This is a genomic window from Paenibacillus sp. FSL W7-1279 (assembly GCF_037969845.1).
Taxonomy (GTDB): domain Bacteria; phylum Bacillota; class Bacilli; order Paenibacillales; family Paenibacillaceae; genus Paenibacillus_AQ.
Genome location: NZ_CP150215.1, coordinates 5,019,597 through 5,036,218, shown reverse-complemented (window position 1 = coordinate 5,036,218; position 16,622 = coordinate 5,019,597). Strand labels below are relative to the sequence as shown.

Sequence of the window (16,622 nt, the reverse complement as noted above, 5' to 3'; positions counted from 1 at the left end):
AAGGTGCAGGAGCTGATTCCAAGGTTGACAACGATTTATGATATTGCCAAGAAAACAGGCTATTCGCCTACGACGGTGTCGAAAGTCTTCAACAATTATCCGGATGTCCGGGAGAAGACAAGAGCCAAGATTCTGGCAACCGCGAAGGAAATGGGCTATCTTCCTAACGCAAACGCCAGATCGCTTACGACGAAGAGATCCTGGACCATTGGCATTCTCTTTGTGGAAGCTACAGGAGCAGGGATTCGTCATCCTTATTTTGGAGCCGTCATCGAAAGTTTTAAGAAAATTGCCGTATCCAAAGGGTATGATCTGATGTTCATCTCCAAGGATGTCGGCGGCCGAAGAAGCAGTTATGTGGAGCATTGCAAAATCCGGGGCGTCGACGGCGTGGTCGTCATTCTGTCGAGCAGCGAGGACCCCGATTTCCAGGAGCTGCTGGATAGCGGCATACCGTGCGTCATTCTGGACTCGTCACCGGAGCATGTGCATTCGGTTTACTCCGACAATATTGGGGGGAGCATGCTGGCACTTCGGTATTTGCATTCGCTTGGACATCGCAGCATTGCCCATATATCGGGCGGATTGAATACGTTTGCAGGCGAGCAGCGTCAGCAGGGCTATGAGCAAGCCCTACGGGAGCTTGATCTGGAACGAAGGGAAGAGTACATAACAGGCAGCGATTTTTTCTCCATCGAGAGCGGATATGAAGCCATGAAGAGGCTGCTGGGGCTGGAGGATCGGCCGACAGCTGTTTATGCCGCTGGAGATCTGCTTGCGCTTGGAGCTATCCGTGCCGTGCAGGATCATGGCTTGAATGTACCGGGAGATGTGTCCATCATCGGTTTTGATGATATAGAAATGTCCCGTTATATTACCCCTGCGTTAACGACCATACGCCAGGATACGGAGCAGCTGGGCACCGTTGCGGCAGAGATCCTTCTTACTTCGATCGAAGAACAAGACGCACCAGTACAGTCGGTTATGCTGCCGGTTCAATTGATTATCCGGGAATCCTGCCGCCCGGTCACTTAGGTGAAATATAAAGGCAGGACTCATGTTCGCCACTTTTCGAAACCGGTTTCGAAAAGTGGCGAACGCTGAATTTTGAATCAAAGTATGAACCCATTTAAGGAGGATATGAGCATGTCAAATTATCGTTTTGAGAAGGATACCTTTGTGATCGAGCAGTATGATCACGCCAAACCGTTTTCCAGCTTCCTGCCGGGGATCGCTGGCTTGAAGGGGATCCCGATGTGGACCTTTTATGTGAATCGGGGTCAGGGGATTTGCAGCTTCGGCATACGGGATAAGAACTCGCCGATCATGGAATTTTCCCCGGCAAATATCTCGTATAAGAATGTGTCGACAACCGGTTTCCGTACGTTTATCAAGATGGCGGGGGCACCGGTAGTCTATGAGCCGTTCCAATCCTTTCAGCCGGATTCCAAAGCAAAGAGAACGATGTTGATCCGTCAGAATGAGCTGTTCATTGAGGAGGAGCATGCTGGTAACGGATTACGCACGTCGGTGTCGTATTTTCAGCTGCCCGGTGAAGATTTTGCCGCCCTTGTCCGCGAAGTCAGCGTAACGAATATCGGAACTCAGCCTGTATCGCTTGAACTGCTGGACGGCATGCCGGAGATTCTGCCTTACGGTGTCGAGAATAGCGGGTACAAGGAGGTCGGCAATCTCCTGCGTAGCTGGATGGAAGTAGAGAACCTTGAACTGGGGATCCCGTTCTATAAAGTTCGCTCCAGTACGCACGATGAGGCGGAAGTCAGCGAAGTTACGAGCGGTCACTTCTATCTGTCGTTTGATCAGCACGGGAAGTTGATCCAACCCTTTGTAGACTTTGAATTGATCTTTGGCGAAAACACTTCATTAATCCACCCAGATCGATTTGCCGTGAGCTCGGTGGAAGCTTTGATGAACGCCAAGCCGTATGCCGTCAACAAAGTGCCCTGCGGATTCAGCGGGGTGTCGGCTACGCTTGAACCTGGGGAGACGGTGACGGTTTATACGCTGGTAGGCCATGTGAACGATATCGGCAAAATCAATAAGCGCTCCAAAGATTTGTGTTCGCCTGCCTATATCCTCCGTAAACGCGAGGAGGCCTCGGCGTTGACACGGGAATTAACCGAGGATGTTGCAACCAAAACGGGATTACCGCTATTTGATGAATATAGCCGTCAGTCCTATTTGGACAATTTTCTGCGGGGCGGATATCCGTTCCTATTCGATAATGGGAAGGAAGGGGCCGTTGTCCATCTATACTCCCGCAAGCATGGGGATCTGGAGCGGGATTATAACTTCTTTTCTCTTGCGCCGGAGTACTATTCACAGGGGAATGGAAATTTCCGGGATATGAATCAGAACCGCCGAAATGACGTGTTTTTCCACCCGAAGGTAGGTACATTCAACATCCGGATGTTCTTCAGTCTCATTCAAGCCGACGGATATAACCCGCTTAGCGTAGAAGGAACGAAATTCCGCGTGAGTGAAGGGAAGAAACAGGAACTGGAGAAGCTGCTGCGGGCCTCCGCGGCTCAGGAAGATTATGAGAAGCTGGCCAAAGCATGCGACGGGGATTATACGCCGGGTAAAATCATCAACGCGATTTCGGATCAAGGCATCAGGCTGGAGATCAGTGAGGAACGGTTCCTGTCCGGGCTGTTGACGATATCCGATCAACATTTTGCCGCTTCGTTCGGCGAAGGGTTCTGGTCGGATCATTGGACTTATAATATGGACCTGGTTGATACCTACTTGGATATATATCCCGACCGTTATGAGGAACTGTTGTTTGGCGAGAATGCGTATACGTTCTTTGACAGCCCGGTGTTCGTCCTTCCGCGGAGTGAGAAGGTAGTGATCAGCCGGGGCAAGGTACGGCAATATGGTGCGCTGTTGGAGGACGAGGAGAAACTGAACAAGCTCGGCAGAAAAAGGAACGCTGCGGAATGGCTGCGTGTAGATGGCGGACTAGGCGACATTTACCGCACGAATCTGTTTGTCAAAATGATCTCATTATCCCTCAATAAATTGGCAACACTCGACCCTTACGGGATGGGGGTAGAGATGGAGGCGAACAAGCCGGGCTGGAATGACGCGATGAATGGTTTGCCGGGCCTTTTTGGGTCGGGCATGAGCGAAACAATGGAATTGAAGCGAATGGTCGCATTTATCGTGGATGCGGCCGAGCGGTTCGGCCATCGAGTGATTCTGCTACCGGAGGAGATTGCGTCTTATTTAGAGAGCGTATACGAAGCCGTACAGCTATACCAGTCCGGCTCACTGGACTCATTCGGTTATTGGGACTTGGTAGCGGGGCAGCGTGAATCCTATCGTGCATCGGTTCGGTACGGGATTAGCGGCCGGGAGGTTGAAATTTCGGTGAAGAACGTGAAGAGCATGTACGAAGCCTTCCTGGATAAAATCGAAGAAGGAATCCAGCGTGCCGAGCAGATGGGTGGCGGAATCGTGCCAACGTATTTCCGTTTTGAAGCCGAGCGATTTGAAAAGGTTCGGGATGCAGCGGGAAACCCGGTGATTACCCGCTATGGTTTGCCTGCCGCAAAAGTGCTTGAATTCAAGGCTTATGCGCTCCCGCATTTTCTGGAGGCACCGGCTCGCGGCATGAAGCTCGCCGATGAAGGCCGGGCGAGAACGATGTATGACCGGATCAAGGCATCCGATCTGTATGATTCCGCGCTCGGAATGTATAAAACGTCCGTCAGCCTGGAGGGAGAAACCGATGAGATCGGACGCATCCGTGCATTTACAGCCGGCTGGCTGGAGCGGGAATCCGTATTTTTGCATATGACCTATAAATACTTGCTTTCATTATTAAAAGCCGGATTGTATGACGAGTTTTTCTCGGAGATCAAAACGTCCCTCATCCCTTTTCTGGAGCCGGCTGTTTATGGACGCAGCACGCTGGAGAACTCCTCGTTTATTGCCAGCAGCGTGAATCCGGATCCCCACGTGCATGGACGAGGTTTTGTGGCAAGGCTGAGCGGATCGACGGCCGAATTCCTAAGCATGTGGATTACGATGATGGCAGGAAAAAAGGTATTCCGATACGAAGGCAGCCAGCTGCAGCTTCATCTGAACCCCGTTCTCCCAGCGTGGCTGTTTGACGAGAATCAAGAAGTGTCGTTCACCTTCCTTGGGACCGTCAAGGTGACGTATCGCAGCGAGCGCGCAGCCAATACGTACGGTCAGGACGGCGTTACGATTCAGCGTTTAACTCTCACTACGGTGGGAGGAGATTCGATCGAGGTCGATGGGCCTCATATTACAGGTGAGTTGGCTCATGAAGTCCGTAACGGGAACATCCGGTCCATTCACGCTGTAATGAAATAGAGGAAAACGCAAGCAAACAGGCCACCCGAGATGAATCGGGTGGTCTATTCACTGTTATTTGAAGTTCTGTTTATTCATTAGGGGGCTTTTTGTTATTGCTTGACATGGCCGAGCCAAACGTAATGCCAATGGCGGCACCGATCGCTATGCCGATAGCGATATTATCCATGGCAACACCAATGGCTACCCCAACGCCGACCCCCATGCTTATCCCAAGGGCCATGTTGTTCTTTTTCTTTTCCATACGACCGTCACCTCTATCTGCTATTGTTTTTATTATAGAGGATATTGGACGTGGATGCCGGATATCCGCTGCTTCATGTTTTCTTCGCTTGCAAGTCCCAGTGTTGCAACCCATAATAGATATATCGATTTGAAATACATATGAATTCAACATCTTCGAGTGCGAGGAGGGGGTTGTCATGCAGTGGATCGCCATGCTGACGATGCTGATCGATCATGTAGGGCTTGTGTTTTTTCCGCATCAGGAGATTTGGAGAATCATCGGCCGCATTGCTTTCCCAATCTACGTCTATGCTCTCGTTCAGGGGCACCGCTACACTTCTTCGAGAACCAAGTATATCATTCGGCTGGCCGTTATTGCGGTGATCTCCCAAATTCCTTATCAGCTTGCGCTGGATCCTGAAGGGTTGAATGTGGTCATTACCCTGGTTGCTGGAGCTATCGTTTTATATGTGCTGGAACGTTCGGAATCCCAGCTGTTATCGTGGATGGTTGTTGTTGCCGCCTGTGCCCTAATGAGTGAATTTCCGTTTGATTACGGAGCTTACGGACTGCTGTTGATTTTGATTTTCCGCTATGCTCAGGCCAGCTGGCTTGTTCCGCTTCATATGGTGCTGAACCTGGTATTCTGGTTCCTTAATAACTGGGAGCTGCAGATGTGGAGCGTCATCCCGACGGCTGTGATAGCTTATGGCCCGCATGCATGGAGGAAACTGGAGTCTATCCGGGTGAGTCGCTGGGTATGGCGTTCATTTTATCCTCTGCATTTAATGATTATTGCGTTATTACGGGTGATTGTATAGAGATGCACTCTTTAGGTTACCGGTTGATGGATTGATTATATACAAGGAGAGACATACATGTTGAATATCGCAATGGCTGCCTGCATCCTATTGTTCGCAGCGGCGGGTTACATCGCATTCATGAATTCCAAATTAATTGCGGATAAAAAACGGGAAGCATACATTCCTCCGCCTGCTTCGGAATATACCGTTTATATGACGCCTCAGTTCACGGAGGAGGACAAAAGATCGATGAGTCCGATCGGCGTCATGGAATTTCGCGACCCGCAAGGGATGATGAAGGTATATCTTTGCCGGGTCAGGAATGCATCCGAGGATCTGAAGCTGGAGCAAGCCGGCAATGTGTTTCTTCATCATTTGACGAAGTCCAGGGACACTGGCACGCTGATGTTTTACCGCACGTTGGAGGAGGCGCTGCAAGGACCGGAAGAGAAGAGTTTGACCGACCGACTGTCTGCAGCTGCCAAAAAAAAGCCGAGAACAGAATAGGCAAACAGGGTCAATCCACCCACTAGCGGGGTAATAAAGAAATAAAAGACCGAAAGGAGATTTTCCGAAATGAAAACATTTAAAATCGGAAGGACATCGGTCTCCGTCTTTATAGGCGATATTACGACATGGACGGGCGACATTATCGTCAATGCTGCAAATTCGGGACTGCTGGGTGGAAAAGGCGTGGACGGCGCAATTCATAGCGCCGGCGGGCCGGAAATCATGGAGCAGTGCATGGAAATTCGCAAGCAGCAAGGCGGCTGCCCGCCAGGCAATGCTGTGATTACCGGTGCAGGCCGGCTGCCTGCCCAGCATATCATTCATACGGTCGGCCCGATCTGGGAGGGCGGCGGACGGCGTGAGGAGCATACGCTGGCGGAATGCTACCGCAACAGTCTCCTGCTTGCAATCGAGGTGGGTGCCAGAAGCATCGCCTTTCCTAATATAAGCACGGGTATCTATGAGTATCCTAAGGCTCCGGCATGTGACGTTGCGTTAAAGGCGGTTACGGAGCTGCTTGAGGAGGATCTGCCGGATAACCGCCTGGATCGGATTGACTTCGTTTGTTTTTCTCCTGATAATGAAGAGCTTTATATCCATTGGCTTGAGCAGTACACACAGGAGAAGGAGGCGCAAGTATAAGAAAAACCTTATCGACGCACATTCTCAGAAGACAGACCGCGATTCATTAATAAAAATCAGGGGCGCAGTTAGCGCCCCTGACGTTTTGTCAGTCGACTTTACATATGATAGGAACCGCTTGGCTCAAACAGCACCCATTCCAGCATCGTGATCATATCGTCGAGGCGGGTTTCCTGATTGAGAAGGGAGGCTCGCTCCGGACTGTTCTCCTCAAGAGCAGTCAAGCGAGTGTGCAGCTTTTTCTTCTGCATCGTAAGTTCATTGATCTTGGATTTGATTTGGTTCTCGGTTCGCATAAGTATAATCCTTTCGTTTGTATGAAATCCATCTGTTTACCCCATATTATAGCATTTGATTCAGCTTAAGACGAAGGAGCGGATTCACATGGAAAGTGAATATAATATGAAGAAAATCGCGGCGGAGCATGCCGCCAAGTATGTTCAGGATGGGATGAAGATTGGGCTGGGCACAGGCTCAACCGCTTATTACGCGATTCTCAAAATCGGTGAGATGGTCCGATCCGGACTCTCGATTCAGGCCGTGGCTACCTCTGAAGCTTCGGAGAAGCTGGCGATGGAACAAGGGATATCCTTGACGCCTATCCATCAGATCGCTCGCTTGGATCTGACGATTGACGGGGCGGATGAGTTGGATGACCAGCTCCGTTTAATCAAGGGAGGGGGCGGAGCGCTTCTCCGCGAGAAGATCACGGCTTTTCACAGTGAACGGCTCGTGATTGTAGCGGATGAAGCGAAAACCGTAGCTCAACTCGGCACTTTCCCGCTGCCGGTTGAGATTGTCCCTTTTGCTTTTGAGTGGACGGTTCGGTCACTAGCCCAGCTTGGTTGTTCGGTGGAGATCCGCCGTAAGCAAGATGAGGGATTTTATGTTACGGATAACGGGAATTATATAGCTGATTGCCGGTTTCAGCATATTGCCCGTCCTGAGGAATTGAGCTCTCGGCTAGACGCCATTCCTGGCGTGGTTGAACATGGGCTGTTTATCGGTATAGCTGACCAAGCGATCATCGGCTGCCAGGATGGAACGGTACGGATATTACATTCCGGGAGCATAGAAGCAAAGAATACATTTGACAGTTGATCCGGCGTTCATTAACCTTAATAACATGATATCTTTCGGAGGGTGAAATATGTCGGATATTCAAGAACACGAGGATACCCCGTTACATTTGCTGGTTGTCCTTGCCAGAGCTTATAACGCAGTGATGACACATTCGCATCGCAGCATCAATAGTCACGGATTGAACTCCACCGAATTCGGCGTATTGGATGTGCTCTATCACAAAGGACCGCAGCCGCTGCAAAAAATAGGCGAAAAGGTGCTCATTTCCAGTGGTAACATTACATACGTGGTGGACAAGCTTCAAAAGAAAAACCTGCTGGTTCGCCGGGCTTCCGCTGAGGATCGCCGCGTCATTTATGCTGAGCTTACCGCAGAGGGAAAGGAATTCTTTGAAGCCATCTTTCCTCAGCATCAGGAATTGATGGTTAAGGTGCTTAGCGGCTTGTCGGAAGACGAGAGAGCGCAGGCGGCGATGCTGCTGCGTAAGCTTGGGATCAGTGCGGAGAAGATGTTATAGACCTATAGAAGTTTTAGATTGGAGATATGTATGCTTAAAGATATAACGATGCAAGCGATGCAACCCGAAGTAAAGGAACTGCTCAGTTACTCGGTATTTCCGGATCCGGAAGCCGTGGATCAGGCGGCTGCTGCTTATGAGACGGGCCCAAGCCGGTTGTTTGGATTTGAAGAGGACGGTCTTCTCTTAGGAGTCATCGGTTTTGATGTCGACCAGGACGAGCTTACCATTCGGCATCTTGCCGTTCTTCCGGAGAATCGGGGAAAGGGATATGGACGAGGATTGATTTTGGAGTTGCTCCTTGAGGTCCAGCCTAAGCCGGCCCGAGTTATTGCCGAAACGGACGAAGATGCCGTAAACTTCTACCGCAGTATCGGCTTTGAGGTGTACAGCCTGGGAGAAAAGTATCCGGGTGTTGAAAGATTCCGCTGTATTTACGAGGTGGAGGAATCCGAAGAATAGGCTATTCTTATCCAAAGCATGTTTGCCGTCTTCGAGTGGAATTAAAATTGCCATTCAAGACAATAGACCCGTTTCGCAATGGGGGTACTCCTCATATAATGTCGTAACGAGCGGGCAGGGGGTGAACATGTTGGTGTACCATTATACCGCTGTCGGCGATTCCTTGACCTTCGGGTTTGGGGCGATGCCTGGCAGCGGTTTTGTTCCGTTATACCGCCGGATGGCGGAGGAGAAGCTTCGCCAGTTCGTGGCCCATGAGAATCTCGGGGTCAATGGATTAACCTCGGATGAGTTATACGATCGGGTCGTTCAGCTTCCTACGTATCGCTTTCACCTGCAGCAGGCTCAGATCATCACGATATCGATCGGAGGGAATGACTTGATACGTGCGGTAAAGTCCACGGGAGGCCGACCGAATCGGGAGGTGCTGGATGCTGCCTTGTATCGATGTCAGAATCATGTGGCTAATACCATTAGACATATCCGTAAAATAAAGACTCCGGTCAGCAAACCTTATTTTATTCGCGCTATCGGTCTGTATAATCCATACCCGGCCTGGACGGAGGCAACGGAATACGTGATTCGGTTCAATCGGCACTTGATGGGGCTAAGTGACGGTTATTTTCGAGTAGCTGATATTTACGCACAATTTTCAGGCCGAGAGAAAGAACTGATGTCGGTGGACGGTTTACACCCGAATGGCCGAGGGTACCGGGTGATCGCGGAACAATTAAACCGGCTTGGGTACAAGCCGCTTGCATAACCAATCGAATGATTAAGAAAAAAAGGGTGTCCCCTGGTCTCTCGACCATGGGACGCCCTTTGATTTATGTAATCCTTATTAATTATAATAATTTCCTGAAAAAGCTTCGTACGGCCCATTTGCGTTCTTGCCGTTTTTTGTATTTCGGCAGTGACCGGTATACATCCATAGATTCCTGATAAGACTTCTTGGCATCCTCGGTCCTTCCCAGCGATTGATACATATATCCCAGCAAATAAAAGGCTTCGCTTGAAGAAGAGTGAATGGAATGGAACTGCTCTAAATAATGGAGCGCCTTCTCCCGATCCGAATCCCGAAATGCATCGGCAAGCCTAAGATAAGGCCGGCCGTATTTGACCCTCGGGTTGATCTCCAGGGCCCGGATAATATCCGACTCCCCTTGCGGTATGCTGCCGGTATGCAGCCGTGCGTTTCCGATATCGTCCCAGAACTCGGCGGAGTCCTCCAAGCTGGATTCAATGGATTCAAGGAGCTTCAAGGCTTCCCCATACTTACGTCGCTCCAGAAGCAATCTGGCAAGCTCGTGCCTTGATGAAACGTCGCTGGGGCTAACTGCAATCTGTCTGCGCAGCTTGGAAATATTACGTGCGCGCTTAATTGGCTTTGTCACGCTGGGAAATACCCCGACGAAGCGGCGGTCCAGCACATACACGATGAGCAGCAGCACCAGGATCGCCGTAATCGGATTACCGAAGATGTAGAACAGAAATCCAAAAATGATGAGTTTAAACAAAAGGGATCCCTCAATTTCTATGTGAAGTTGTAACACAAATTATACCATAACATGGATTTATTTAGGTGGAAATACGATCGGTTCCATAGACCTTGAATACATGCGCATGTCGGAATAGGCCATAGGTATTGAAAGAAGGTCGATGATAGCCGATAAAGGTAGTAAAGAGGTGATAATCATGGCGAAAAAGGGACAAATATTCCATCATTACAGTTTTGAAACGAAGAAAAAGGCAGTCGCCATGCGGCTGGAGGGCATGACTAAGAAAGAAGTGGCATCGGCCTTACAAATATCTGATATCGGACGGCTGAAAGTGTGGATGCGCAAATACCGTGAGTTGGGCGAAGAAGGTTTGGTCGATCGCCGCAGGAGAATTGTATATTCAGATCCTGACACCGAGCGGGATGAAAAAGAACAGCTTTCGCAGGTATAGACAATAAGTGATCGCATGAGGTGTGGTAAACGACCGTTACACCATGCCTCTTTCATATGGGAATCAAGGGTGATGCTCTATAGTCGTATCCGGGATTTTCGAATGCATGGGCCAATTCATTAATCTTATCCCGAACAGGCGGCAGCCCAGTTCATTTGAGCGGAACCGACATAACATGTGGTATGTTCAAAAAAGGAGGGATTCATGTGAGCGGAGTAGGAGAAGGTTACGGCGGCTATGGATATGGCTCTTCTGTAGGTGCTATTTTGGTATTATTCATCTTGTTGGTGATCATTACTCGCGCATTTATCTAATCCGTCTTTTGAGCGAACAAACCAATTGAATCAATAAGTAATTACCGAGCACCTTGAGCAGTCACAACGACAGACCGTCCAAAAGAGGCATGGCCTCTTCTTAGGGCGGTCTTGTTCATGATGAAGGGAGTATCGGCGTGAATGATTTGTCATGAATATCGTTTAACGTTTAACCTCATATGAGAATAATCTCCAAAAAAACAGACCGCTCGAGAAGAGTGGTCTGTTTTTGGGAGAACGAATATGGACCCGGGTCCATCCTCTGTCCCCGGTGTGCTACTCATGCTACATCATAATCAATATAACCTTACCGTTAACGAAAGATACGATATCAAAATTCGAGTACCCCCAGGTTTCAATGGTTTTCCCGCCGCCGGTGGTAATGTCCTTGGCCGCCGGATTTCCCCATGACAGCTGCACCTGTTCTTTGGTCATCCCGAGGGAAACCTGGCCTGCTTTAATCTGTTTCCAGACCGATGCGGACCATTTGTATTTTTGGTAAGGGTCGTAATTTAATAGGGAAGATCGGTCCGCAAACAGCTGCATTACTTCCGAAGACCGCATAGGATAGCTTTTCACTGTTTTTCCAGAAGCCGTTTTGAAAATCACATTGAATTCGCCTTTGTCATCCGGCAAAATGTCGGTTACCGTCAATTTCGAGAAGCGTTCCAAGTCTTCGAAATCATTCACCCAATACGTTCGACCAATAAATTTAACCAAGCTGCCCTGCATCGCTTTTTTAATCAAGCCAGCCGTCTCATTGGAAACAACGGTCATGACTGCATCGCTCCCGAAGGAGATATTCGCTTGTTTCCACTTGGCTTCCCAGCCGATTTTCGCGCCCAGAACATCGGATAACACGGAAGCTGGAATTAGCAGTTCGCCTTTGTCGGTCATCGGAGCTGCCTTCAAGCGCAGCGGGCTGCCATTCAGCTTGGCCTGGTTGCTGCCTGCCGTGAGCAAGAGCACGGTCTCTCCAAACTTGGCCTCCACGGATCCGTTTTTGGCCGAATAGGTGCCGCCCAGTGCCTGGATGACGGATTTGGCCGGCACCATAATATTCTCGTTAACTTGTTTCGCATATTTCAAATTGTTGCGCAGGCTGGACGATACCGTTATCGATTTGGACAAACCGCCCGAGGTTACCGTAATCTGTGTCTTGCCAACGCCCGCAGACTTCAGTATTCCGTTCTTCTGTATGTTCATCAGATAAGGCTTCTCTATATCGATCAAGGCATCTTTAACCGGCACTTTGATCTTGGCCCCGTTCGTGTAAGTCTCCTGGACACTGACTTCAAGGGTATCCCCTACATAAGGCTTGGCATCGGATATCGAAACTGATAAGGCCTTAACGACAGGCACATCAACCGATTTGTTCTGCCCGTTCGTGTGATGTATCCAGCTTCCGTCAGAACGCTGAGCATAGAACCCCTCCGACAGATCCTCGGCATTTCCGTAAATTGAGGTTCTTACGATCCCGCTTAGTCCGGAGACCTGCTCCTTGAGCTTCCAGCGGTCTTTATACACTCCGGTTGTCCATACGGTTCCATCTTGGAGCGTCACAATCAGAAGATCCGTCGGCTCATTGGATGCATAAACGATATGTGCTGCGTTCTGGGCGACGGTAACCGGGATGATGCGCCCGTTATCATCAAAGTTGGACGTTTCGTATACCACCACGTCACCGTTGTCACGCAATAGGGCAACACGCCCGCTGTGAACCGTCATGGATTTGACCCCGACCGGGTTTTCCACGATACCGAGCTTCTTGAAATGTCCCTTTTTGTAGTTATCCTCTAATAGCAGCTCCCCGTTTGAGGACAAGGCGGCAAATTCTTGATCCGCATTGGCGATAAGCAAAATGACGCTGAGGTTTTTTGCTTTTTCCGAGCCGCCCCATACGGTGCCGTCCGACTTCAGCCAGTAGGAACCCGCTATCTGCTTCACTCCGCTTGTTCCCGGAACGACCTCGGGTCCCTTGCCGATATCCCATTCCACTAATCGTCCATCCTGCGTCATACCGATGCCTCCGTATTCATAACCGCTGATGGCTGCAACTTTACCCGGCGTCCGTATGGCATGTCGTCCGTCGATCAGGGACCACATGGAGCCATCGCTCATCAGGTAGGTGTTCCTTCCCGCAATGTCGCTGATCTGGAGCCTGGACTCTTCGGCAGAAGCGATCCCGTGCGTCGTGCTGCCTGCAAAACCAAGTCCCGCCAGCATGGTAAACAATGCGAGAACATACAACGTTCTTCTCACTTACATGACCTCTCTTCACTCTACAATTAGGAATATTTTTCAAACAGCTATATTGATTCGACAAAATCGGAGTTATTCCTGCAATTAAAAACGCCCTCCGATATCCGGGGACGTCTGGTCCGGTTGAACTCGCGATAGTTCGATGAACTGTCTCGACCTAATGGTGTTTAGTTAAGGAACTACGGAGGGGAATATAGGTGGCAGAAACTTGATTATGTAATATCAGTTCCTCTCAACAGCAATAAAGCCGCGTATAAATCATTCTTCACTGTTTCGATTATGGCGAATTTCCTGAACGTAAGAAAAGAGATTAAAGCGATCCAGGCATATTTCATTCTCGTTCGTTCTATTTCTGTATCTTCATGGCTAATGAAACGATTCATGAATCAGTTCCTCCCCTTGAAATGGGTGTCTTTGTCCCACTATTCGTGCGCCGGGTCGCGAGCAAATGTTCACAGTGTCAACCCTAGCGGAACAAATACACAATGCCGGCGACCGCAAGAAATACGAAACCGGCTAAAAAGAAACCGTTGGCTACTTTCCTTTTAGATGCGCGGTCTTCCTTGGAATCAGCATAGAAGTTGCCTCTTTGTTGGTATCCCGTAGTAAACATTCCGGATAGAAGCCCTGTGACCAAGAGGCAAGCCAATCCTGCATATAAAAACAAGTTCATCACTTGTTCCCCCCCATCATGCCCTTTATTGTTAGAACGTTTGCTGAGAGGGAATGGTTATGCATTTTTACACAGGTAAGTGCATCGTCTGACTAGAAGCAGCAATTGATATGACAAAAAGCCGCTCATCTCGTTTAGCGGCTCAACATAAAAAAAGAACTAAATCCCTGTAATAAACGTTGCCGTTACAGGGATTTAGTTCGGGAACCTCCGAAGAGATTCCCTCATGGGAGAGGAGAAACCGGACGAAGAGCTTATGGGGAAACGTAAGTCTTCTCCGCGGTTGTCTACGACATTCATTGATGTCGATATTTCAAGGATGCCCGGCTGTGGTAGAAATATACATGGCTTTGAAAAAAAATGGCGAGACATTATGTTTCGTTTTTCATATATGGGATGATTGTGTTACGATAATCACTGTCAATGGCGTTGTCTTGGCAATTAATTTATAGATAATGAAACGGGTGAATGAAGCAGTGAGAGTAGTATCCGGAAGTGCAAAGGGCCGGCCGCTCAAAAGTGTGCCTGGTACAAGCACCCGTCCGACGACGGATAAAGTGAAAGAATCCATATTCAGTATGATCGGCCCTTACTTTGAGGGGGGCGCCCTGCTAGACCTGTTCGCAGGCACGGGAGGCCTTGGCATTGAGGCTTTAAGCAGGGGGATGGATCGTGCTGTTTTTATTGATGTTGAACCGAAGAGCATCAGTACGATCAAGGATAATTTGAAGGCGGCCAGACTTGAAGATAGCGCTGAGGTGTACCGCAACGATGCGGGACGAGCGCTTAAAGCGCTTGAAAAGCGCGGCTACAAGTTCGATCTGGTCTTTTTGGACCCGCCATACAGGTTTAAGAATGGTGACGAGCTGATGCTGGATATGGCAGAGCGAGGTTTGCTGCAGGATTCAGCTGTGGTGGTATTGGAATACGAATCAAGTTACAATTATCCTGAGAAGTTTGGTGATTTTTGTTGTTTCCGGACGGCGAAATACGGAGAAACCGCCATATCGATATATCGTTACGACACAGCACAAGATCAAGCGCCAGAGCTTGATGAGGAGGAATTACAAGATGACAAATGAGAATACTAGTACATACCGAGTTGCCGTATATCCGGGAAGCTTTGATCCGGTCACCATGGGACATATGGATATCATTACACGCGCTTCCAAGCAGTTTGATCTGCTGATTGTGGCCGTGTTGAATAACTTAAGCAAGAACCCGCTGTTCACGATTGAAGAGCGCAAGGATCTCTTAAAACAGGAAACCGCACATCTTCCGAATGTGGAAATCGACAGCTTTCGTGACCTTCTGGCGAATTATATCCGTCAGAAGAATGCCCAGGTCATCGTACGGGGGATCCGCACGGTGACCGACTTTGAATATGAACTTCAGCTGGCATCCACCAATCACAAGCTGAATCCGGATGCCGAGACGATCTTCATGATGACGCACCCGAAATATTCGTTCCTTAGCTCAAGTCTTGTTAAGGAAATCGCTCATTTTAATGGAGACACCACGGATCTGGTTAGCCCCGAGGTCCATGCCGCGATGCGCCGTAAATTTAGCGGCGATAACGGTCAATAAGACGGGAACACAGCCAGAACGCCGCTATCAATAATAAGCAGATCGCGCCTTGAACCTGCAAGAATGAAGGCAATCCGCTCCAAAAGTTGAAGTGCTGATCCGTATTGGCGTGATCCAGCGGTTCTGTTCGGAAAGCCGGTACGATGCCTGCTGAAAGGGCGCTGACCGGCTTCCACATTGCCAGTGTAATCGCAAAGGCGAGCATGGAATGCAGGGCTCGCTTCATCATAAAGTAACGCCAAGAGAGACCGGTTTCCCGCATGAGCGACAGGCTTTGCAGCTGAGCGCTGATTCCGCTCCACGCAAGTGCGGCGGACAGTATGGCCAGCTGTAAAATTCCAGCTTGGAATGCCGAGGAGCTGATGGACTGGGCTGCCAGATGGGCCTCCAATATTCCGGATACAAGATAGGGTGGAAGCTGCGGCAGCAGGTGACCGGTCAATACTCTGGTCAGGACGGCGAAGAACAAGATAAAGCCGCCTGTCATCATTAAAGTTTGAACTGAACGGGTAACGGAATCGCCCAGTAATTTGCCAAAGCTCCGCCCATCCCGTTGATGGGCCTCCAGCGCCGCAGTCGCTGCCCTTTTAAGAAGGGGGCGTTGGGCGCTTTCCCTTGTCCGTACTGTGTGTAGAGTTGAATTAAATCGTCGTGTGTCTTCTGATGAAACCGGTTTATGGAAGAGTCCGAATATCCAAGCGGCTAGCAGTCCGGAAATCCAATGAACGATCAGCAGCAGATACCCAGCCTCCGGTTTATGAAGGAGGCCGGTTCCGATGACAACGAGAATGGTCATTGGATTACAGAAATGGGATATAGCGGCGAGCCTTCCGGCATCCATGGCGCGAAGCTCGCCTTGTGTATACATTCGGGAGGCGGCCTGCGCTCCTGCCGGAAACCCGGCCGTCATTCCTGTTATAAGAACCCAGCCGCCAGCACCGGGAAGTTTGAATATTTTTTTCATCAAAGGGTCCAGCAGTATGCCAACTCCATGGGCCCAGCCATAGGCGATGAGTATTTCCACCAGTACGAGAAAAGGCAGCAAAGCGGGAAATACGATATTCCACCATAGCTTAAGTGCTTGCAGGGTGGCTTGGAAGGCAGGTTCGGGCGCGCTGACGACAGCCAGTACAAGCAGGAAAGCGGCGGCACCCAGCAGGATGGTGTTCCACAGCCCGTTTGATGACTTGACGGCGTTGTCTTTATTCATAAGGAATCTCCTTTCA

The 16,622-nt window shown here is 49.6% G+C and carries 20 protein-coding genes; 13 read left to right on the top strand and 7 right to left on the bottom strand.

Annotation, left to right across the window (positions count from 1 at the left end):
- Positions 1-24: 24 nt before the first annotated feature.
- Positions 25-1,035: a LacI family DNA-binding transcriptional regulator gene (locus tag MKY82_RS22630; protein WP_339294398.1), complete on the top strand. Its 1,011-nt coding sequence runs from the start codon at positions 25-27 to the stop codon at positions 1,033-1,035.
- 111 nt (positions 1,036-1,146) lie between these two features.
- The gene (locus MKY82_RS22625; protein WP_339294397.1) at positions 1,147-4,368 is read left to right on the top strand and encodes a cellobiose phosphorylase; all 3,222 of its coding nucleotides are present in this window, start codon (positions 1,147-1,149) and stop codon (positions 4,366-4,368) included.
- 70 nt (positions 4,369-4,438) lie between these two features.
- Here the strand turns inward: MKY82_RS22625 and MKY82_RS22620 are convergent, their stop codons facing one another.
- Entirely contained in the window at positions 4,439-4,612 is a 174-nt protein-coding gene (locus tag MKY82_RS22620) for a hypothetical protein (protein WP_194543616.1), read from the bottom strand.
- 178 nt (positions 4,613-4,790) lie between these two features.
- On the opposite strand from MKY82_RS22620, the gene MKY82_RS22615 reads away from it, so the two are divergent.
- The 3 genes from MKY82_RS22615 to MKY82_RS22605 all read left to right on the top strand — a co-directional run bounded on the left by MKY82_RS22615 (position 4,791) and on the right by MKY82_RS22605 (position 6,548).
- Positions 4,791-5,414 carry a TraX family protein gene (locus MKY82_RS22615; protein WP_339218412.1) on the top strand — a complete coding sequence of 208 codons (624 nt, stop codon included), beginning with the start codon at positions 4,791-4,793 and terminating at the stop codon, positions 5,412-5,414.
- 57 nt (positions 5,415-5,471) lie between these two features.
- Positions 5,472-5,903 (top strand): hypothetical protein, encoded by a 432-nt coding sequence (locus tag MKY82_RS22610; RefSeq protein WP_339218410.1) that lies wholly within the window; start codon positions 5,472-5,474, stop codon positions 5,901-5,903.
- A gap of 69 nt (positions 5,904-5,972) precedes the next feature.
- On the top strand, positions 5,973-6,548 hold the full coding sequence (locus MKY82_RS22605) for a macro domain-containing protein (protein WP_071220022.1): 576 nt from the start codon (positions 5,973-5,975) through the stop codon (positions 6,546-6,548).
- A 98-nt stretch (positions 6,549-6,646) separates the two neighbouring features.
- On the opposite strand, the gene MKY82_RS22600 is transcribed toward MKY82_RS22605, so the two are convergent.
- A complete protein-coding gene (locus MKY82_RS22600; RefSeq protein ID WP_220684566.1) occupies positions 6,647-6,844 on the bottom strand; it encodes a hypothetical protein in 198 nt (65 codons plus the stop codon).
- 88 nt (positions 6,845-6,932) lie between these two features.
- Between MKY82_RS22600 and rpiA the strand changes: the two genes are divergently transcribed.
- The 4 genes from rpiA to MKY82_RS22580 all read left to right on the top strand — a co-directional run bounded on the left by rpiA (position 6,933) and on the right by MKY82_RS22580 (position 9,373).
- Entirely contained in the window at positions 6,933-7,649 is a 717-nt protein-coding gene (gene rpiA / locus MKY82_RS22595; RefSeq protein ID WP_339218407.1) for a ribose-5-phosphate isomerase RpiA, read from the top strand.
- A gap of 49 nt (positions 7,650-7,698) precedes the next feature.
- Positions 7,699-8,148: a MarR family transcriptional regulator gene (locus tag MKY82_RS22590; RefSeq protein WP_071220025.1), complete on the top strand. Its 450-nt coding sequence runs from the start codon at positions 7,699-7,701 to the stop codon at positions 8,146-8,148.
- A 30-nt stretch (positions 8,149-8,178) separates the two neighbouring features.
- Entirely contained in the window at positions 8,179-8,610 is a 432-nt protein-coding gene (locus MKY82_RS22585; protein ID WP_071220026.1) for a GNAT family N-acetyltransferase, read from the top strand.
- 127 nt (positions 8,611-8,737) lie between these two features.
- Entirely contained in the window at positions 8,738-9,373 is a 636-nt protein-coding gene (locus tag MKY82_RS22580) for a GDSL-type esterase/lipase family protein (RefSeq protein ID WP_071220027.1), read from the top strand.
- A gap of 82 nt (positions 9,374-9,455) precedes the next feature.
- Here the strand turns inward: MKY82_RS22580 and MKY82_RS22575 are convergent, their stop codons facing one another.
- Positions 9,456-10,127 carry a tetratricopeptide repeat protein gene (locus tag MKY82_RS22575; RefSeq protein WP_071220028.1) on the bottom strand — a complete coding sequence of 224 codons (672 nt, stop codon included), beginning with the start codon at positions 10,125-10,127 and terminating at the stop codon, positions 9,456-9,458.
- 178 nt (positions 10,128-10,305) lie between these two features.
- On the opposite strand from MKY82_RS22575, the gene MKY82_RS22570 reads away from it, so the two are divergent.
- A complete protein-coding gene (locus MKY82_RS22570; RefSeq protein WP_071220029.1) occupies positions 10,306-10,560 on the top strand; it encodes a helix-turn-helix domain-containing protein in 255 nt (84 codons plus the stop codon).
- Positions 10,561-10,766: 206 nt separating this feature from the next.
- Positions 10,767-10,874 (top strand): YjcZ family sporulation protein, encoded by a 108-nt coding sequence (locus MKY82_RS22565; RefSeq protein WP_233355008.1) that lies wholly within the window; start codon positions 10,767-10,769, stop codon positions 10,872-10,874.
- 285 nt (positions 10,875-11,159) lie between these two features.
- Here the strand turns inward: MKY82_RS22565 and MKY82_RS22560 are convergent, their stop codons facing one another.
- The 3 genes from MKY82_RS22560 to MKY82_RS22550 all read right to left on the bottom strand — a co-directional run bounded on the left by MKY82_RS22560 (position 11,160) and on the right by MKY82_RS22550 (position 13,809).
- Positions 11,160-13,136: a stalk domain-containing protein gene (locus tag MKY82_RS22560; protein ID WP_339218400.1), complete on the bottom strand. Its 1,977-nt coding sequence runs from the start codon at positions 13,134-13,136 to the stop codon at positions 11,160-11,162.
- A 212-nt stretch (positions 13,137-13,348) separates the two neighbouring features.
- Positions 13,349-13,519: a hypothetical protein gene (locus MKY82_RS22555; protein WP_194543610.1), complete on the bottom strand. Its 171-nt coding sequence runs from the start codon at positions 13,517-13,519 to the stop codon at positions 13,349-13,351.
- An 83-nt stretch (positions 13,520-13,602) separates the two neighbouring features.
- On the bottom strand, positions 13,603-13,809 hold the full coding sequence (locus MKY82_RS22550; protein ID WP_339218398.1) for a DUF5316 family protein: 207 nt from the start codon (positions 13,807-13,809) through the stop codon (positions 13,603-13,605).
- Between the two features lie 476 nt (positions 13,810-14,285).
- Here MKY82_RS22550 and rsmD point away from each other — a divergent pair, with 476 nt between their 5' ends.
- Positions 14,286-14,891 (top strand): 16S rRNA (guanine(966)-N(2))-methyltransferase RsmD, encoded by a 606-nt coding sequence (rsmD, locus tag MKY82_RS22545; protein WP_194544876.1) that lies wholly within the window; start codon positions 14,286-14,288, stop codon positions 14,889-14,891.
- The gene (gene coaD, locus MKY82_RS22540) at positions 14,881-15,396 is read left to right on the top strand and encodes a pantetheine-phosphate adenylyltransferase (RefSeq protein ID WP_071220034.1); all 516 of its coding nucleotides are present in this window, start codon (positions 14,881-14,883) and stop codon (positions 15,394-15,396) included. Before rsmD ends, coaD begins: the two co-directional genes overlap by 11 nt.
- Here the strand turns inward: coaD and MKY82_RS22535 are convergent.
- A complete protein-coding gene (locus MKY82_RS22535) occupies positions 15,374-16,606 on the bottom strand; it encodes a nucleoside recognition domain-containing protein (RefSeq protein ID WP_339218395.1) in 1,233 nt (410 codons plus the stop codon). The two genes, coaD and MKY82_RS22535, sit on opposite strands and share 23 nt — an antisense overlap.
- Positions 16,607-16,622: the final 16 nt, after the last annotated feature.

Bases quoted from the DNA above. Each gene is read 5' to 3' on its own strand.
- MKY82_RS22615 (WP_339218412.1), top strand. From the start codon at position 4,791: ATGCAGTGGATCGCCATGCTGACGATGCTGATCGATCATGTAGGGCTT.
- rpiA (WP_339218407.1), top strand. From the start codon at position 6,933: ATGGAAAGTGAATATAATATGAAGAAAATCGCGGCGGAGCATGCCGCC.
- MKY82_RS22570 (WP_071220029.1), top strand. From the start codon at position 10,306: ATGGCGAAAAAGGGACAAATATTCCATCATTACAGTTTTGAAACGAAG.
- MKY82_RS22610 (WP_339218410.1), top strand. From the start codon at position 5,472: ATGTTGAATATCGCAATGGCTGCCTGCATCCTATTGTTCGCAGCGGCG.
- MKY82_RS22585 (WP_071220026.1), top strand. From the start codon at position 8,179: ATGCTTAAAGATATAACGATGCAAGCGATGCAACCCGAAGTAAAGGAA.
- MKY82_RS22555 (WP_194543610.1), bottom strand. From the start codon at position 13,519: ATGAATCGTTTCATTAGCCATGAAGATACAGAAATAGAACGAACGAGA.
- MKY82_RS22550 (WP_339218398.1), bottom strand. From the start codon at position 13,809: ATGAACTTGTTTTTATATGCAGGATTGGCTTGCCTCTTGGTCACAGGG.
- MKY82_RS22625 (WP_339294397.1), top strand. From the start codon at position 1,147: ATGTCAAATTATCGTTTTGAGAAGGATACCTTTGTGATCGAGCAGTAT.
- MKY82_RS22535 (WP_339218395.1), bottom strand. From the start codon at position 16,606: ATGAATAAAGACAACGCCGTCAAGTCATCAAACGGGCTGTGGAACACC.
- MKY82_RS22620 (WP_194543616.1), bottom strand. From the start codon at position 4,612: ATGGAAAAGAAAAAGAACAACATGGCCCTTGGGATAAGCATGGGGGTC.
- coaD (WP_071220034.1), top strand. From the start codon at position 14,881: ATGACAAATGAGAATACTAGTACATACCGAGTTGCCGTATATCCGGGA.
- MKY82_RS22600 (WP_220684566.1), bottom strand. From the start codon at position 6,844: ATGCGAACCGAGAACCAAATCAAATCCAAGATCAATGAACTTACGATG.
- MKY82_RS22605 (WP_071220022.1), top strand. From the start codon at position 5,973: ATGAAAACATTTAAAATCGGAAGGACATCGGTCTCCGTCTTTATAGGC.
- MKY82_RS22580 (WP_071220027.1), top strand. From the start codon at position 8,738: ATGTTGGTGTACCATTATACCGCTGTCGGCGATTCCTTGACCTTCGGG.
- MKY82_RS22590 (WP_071220025.1), top strand. From the start codon at position 7,699: ATGTCGGATATTCAAGAACACGAGGATACCCCGTTACATTTGCTGGTT.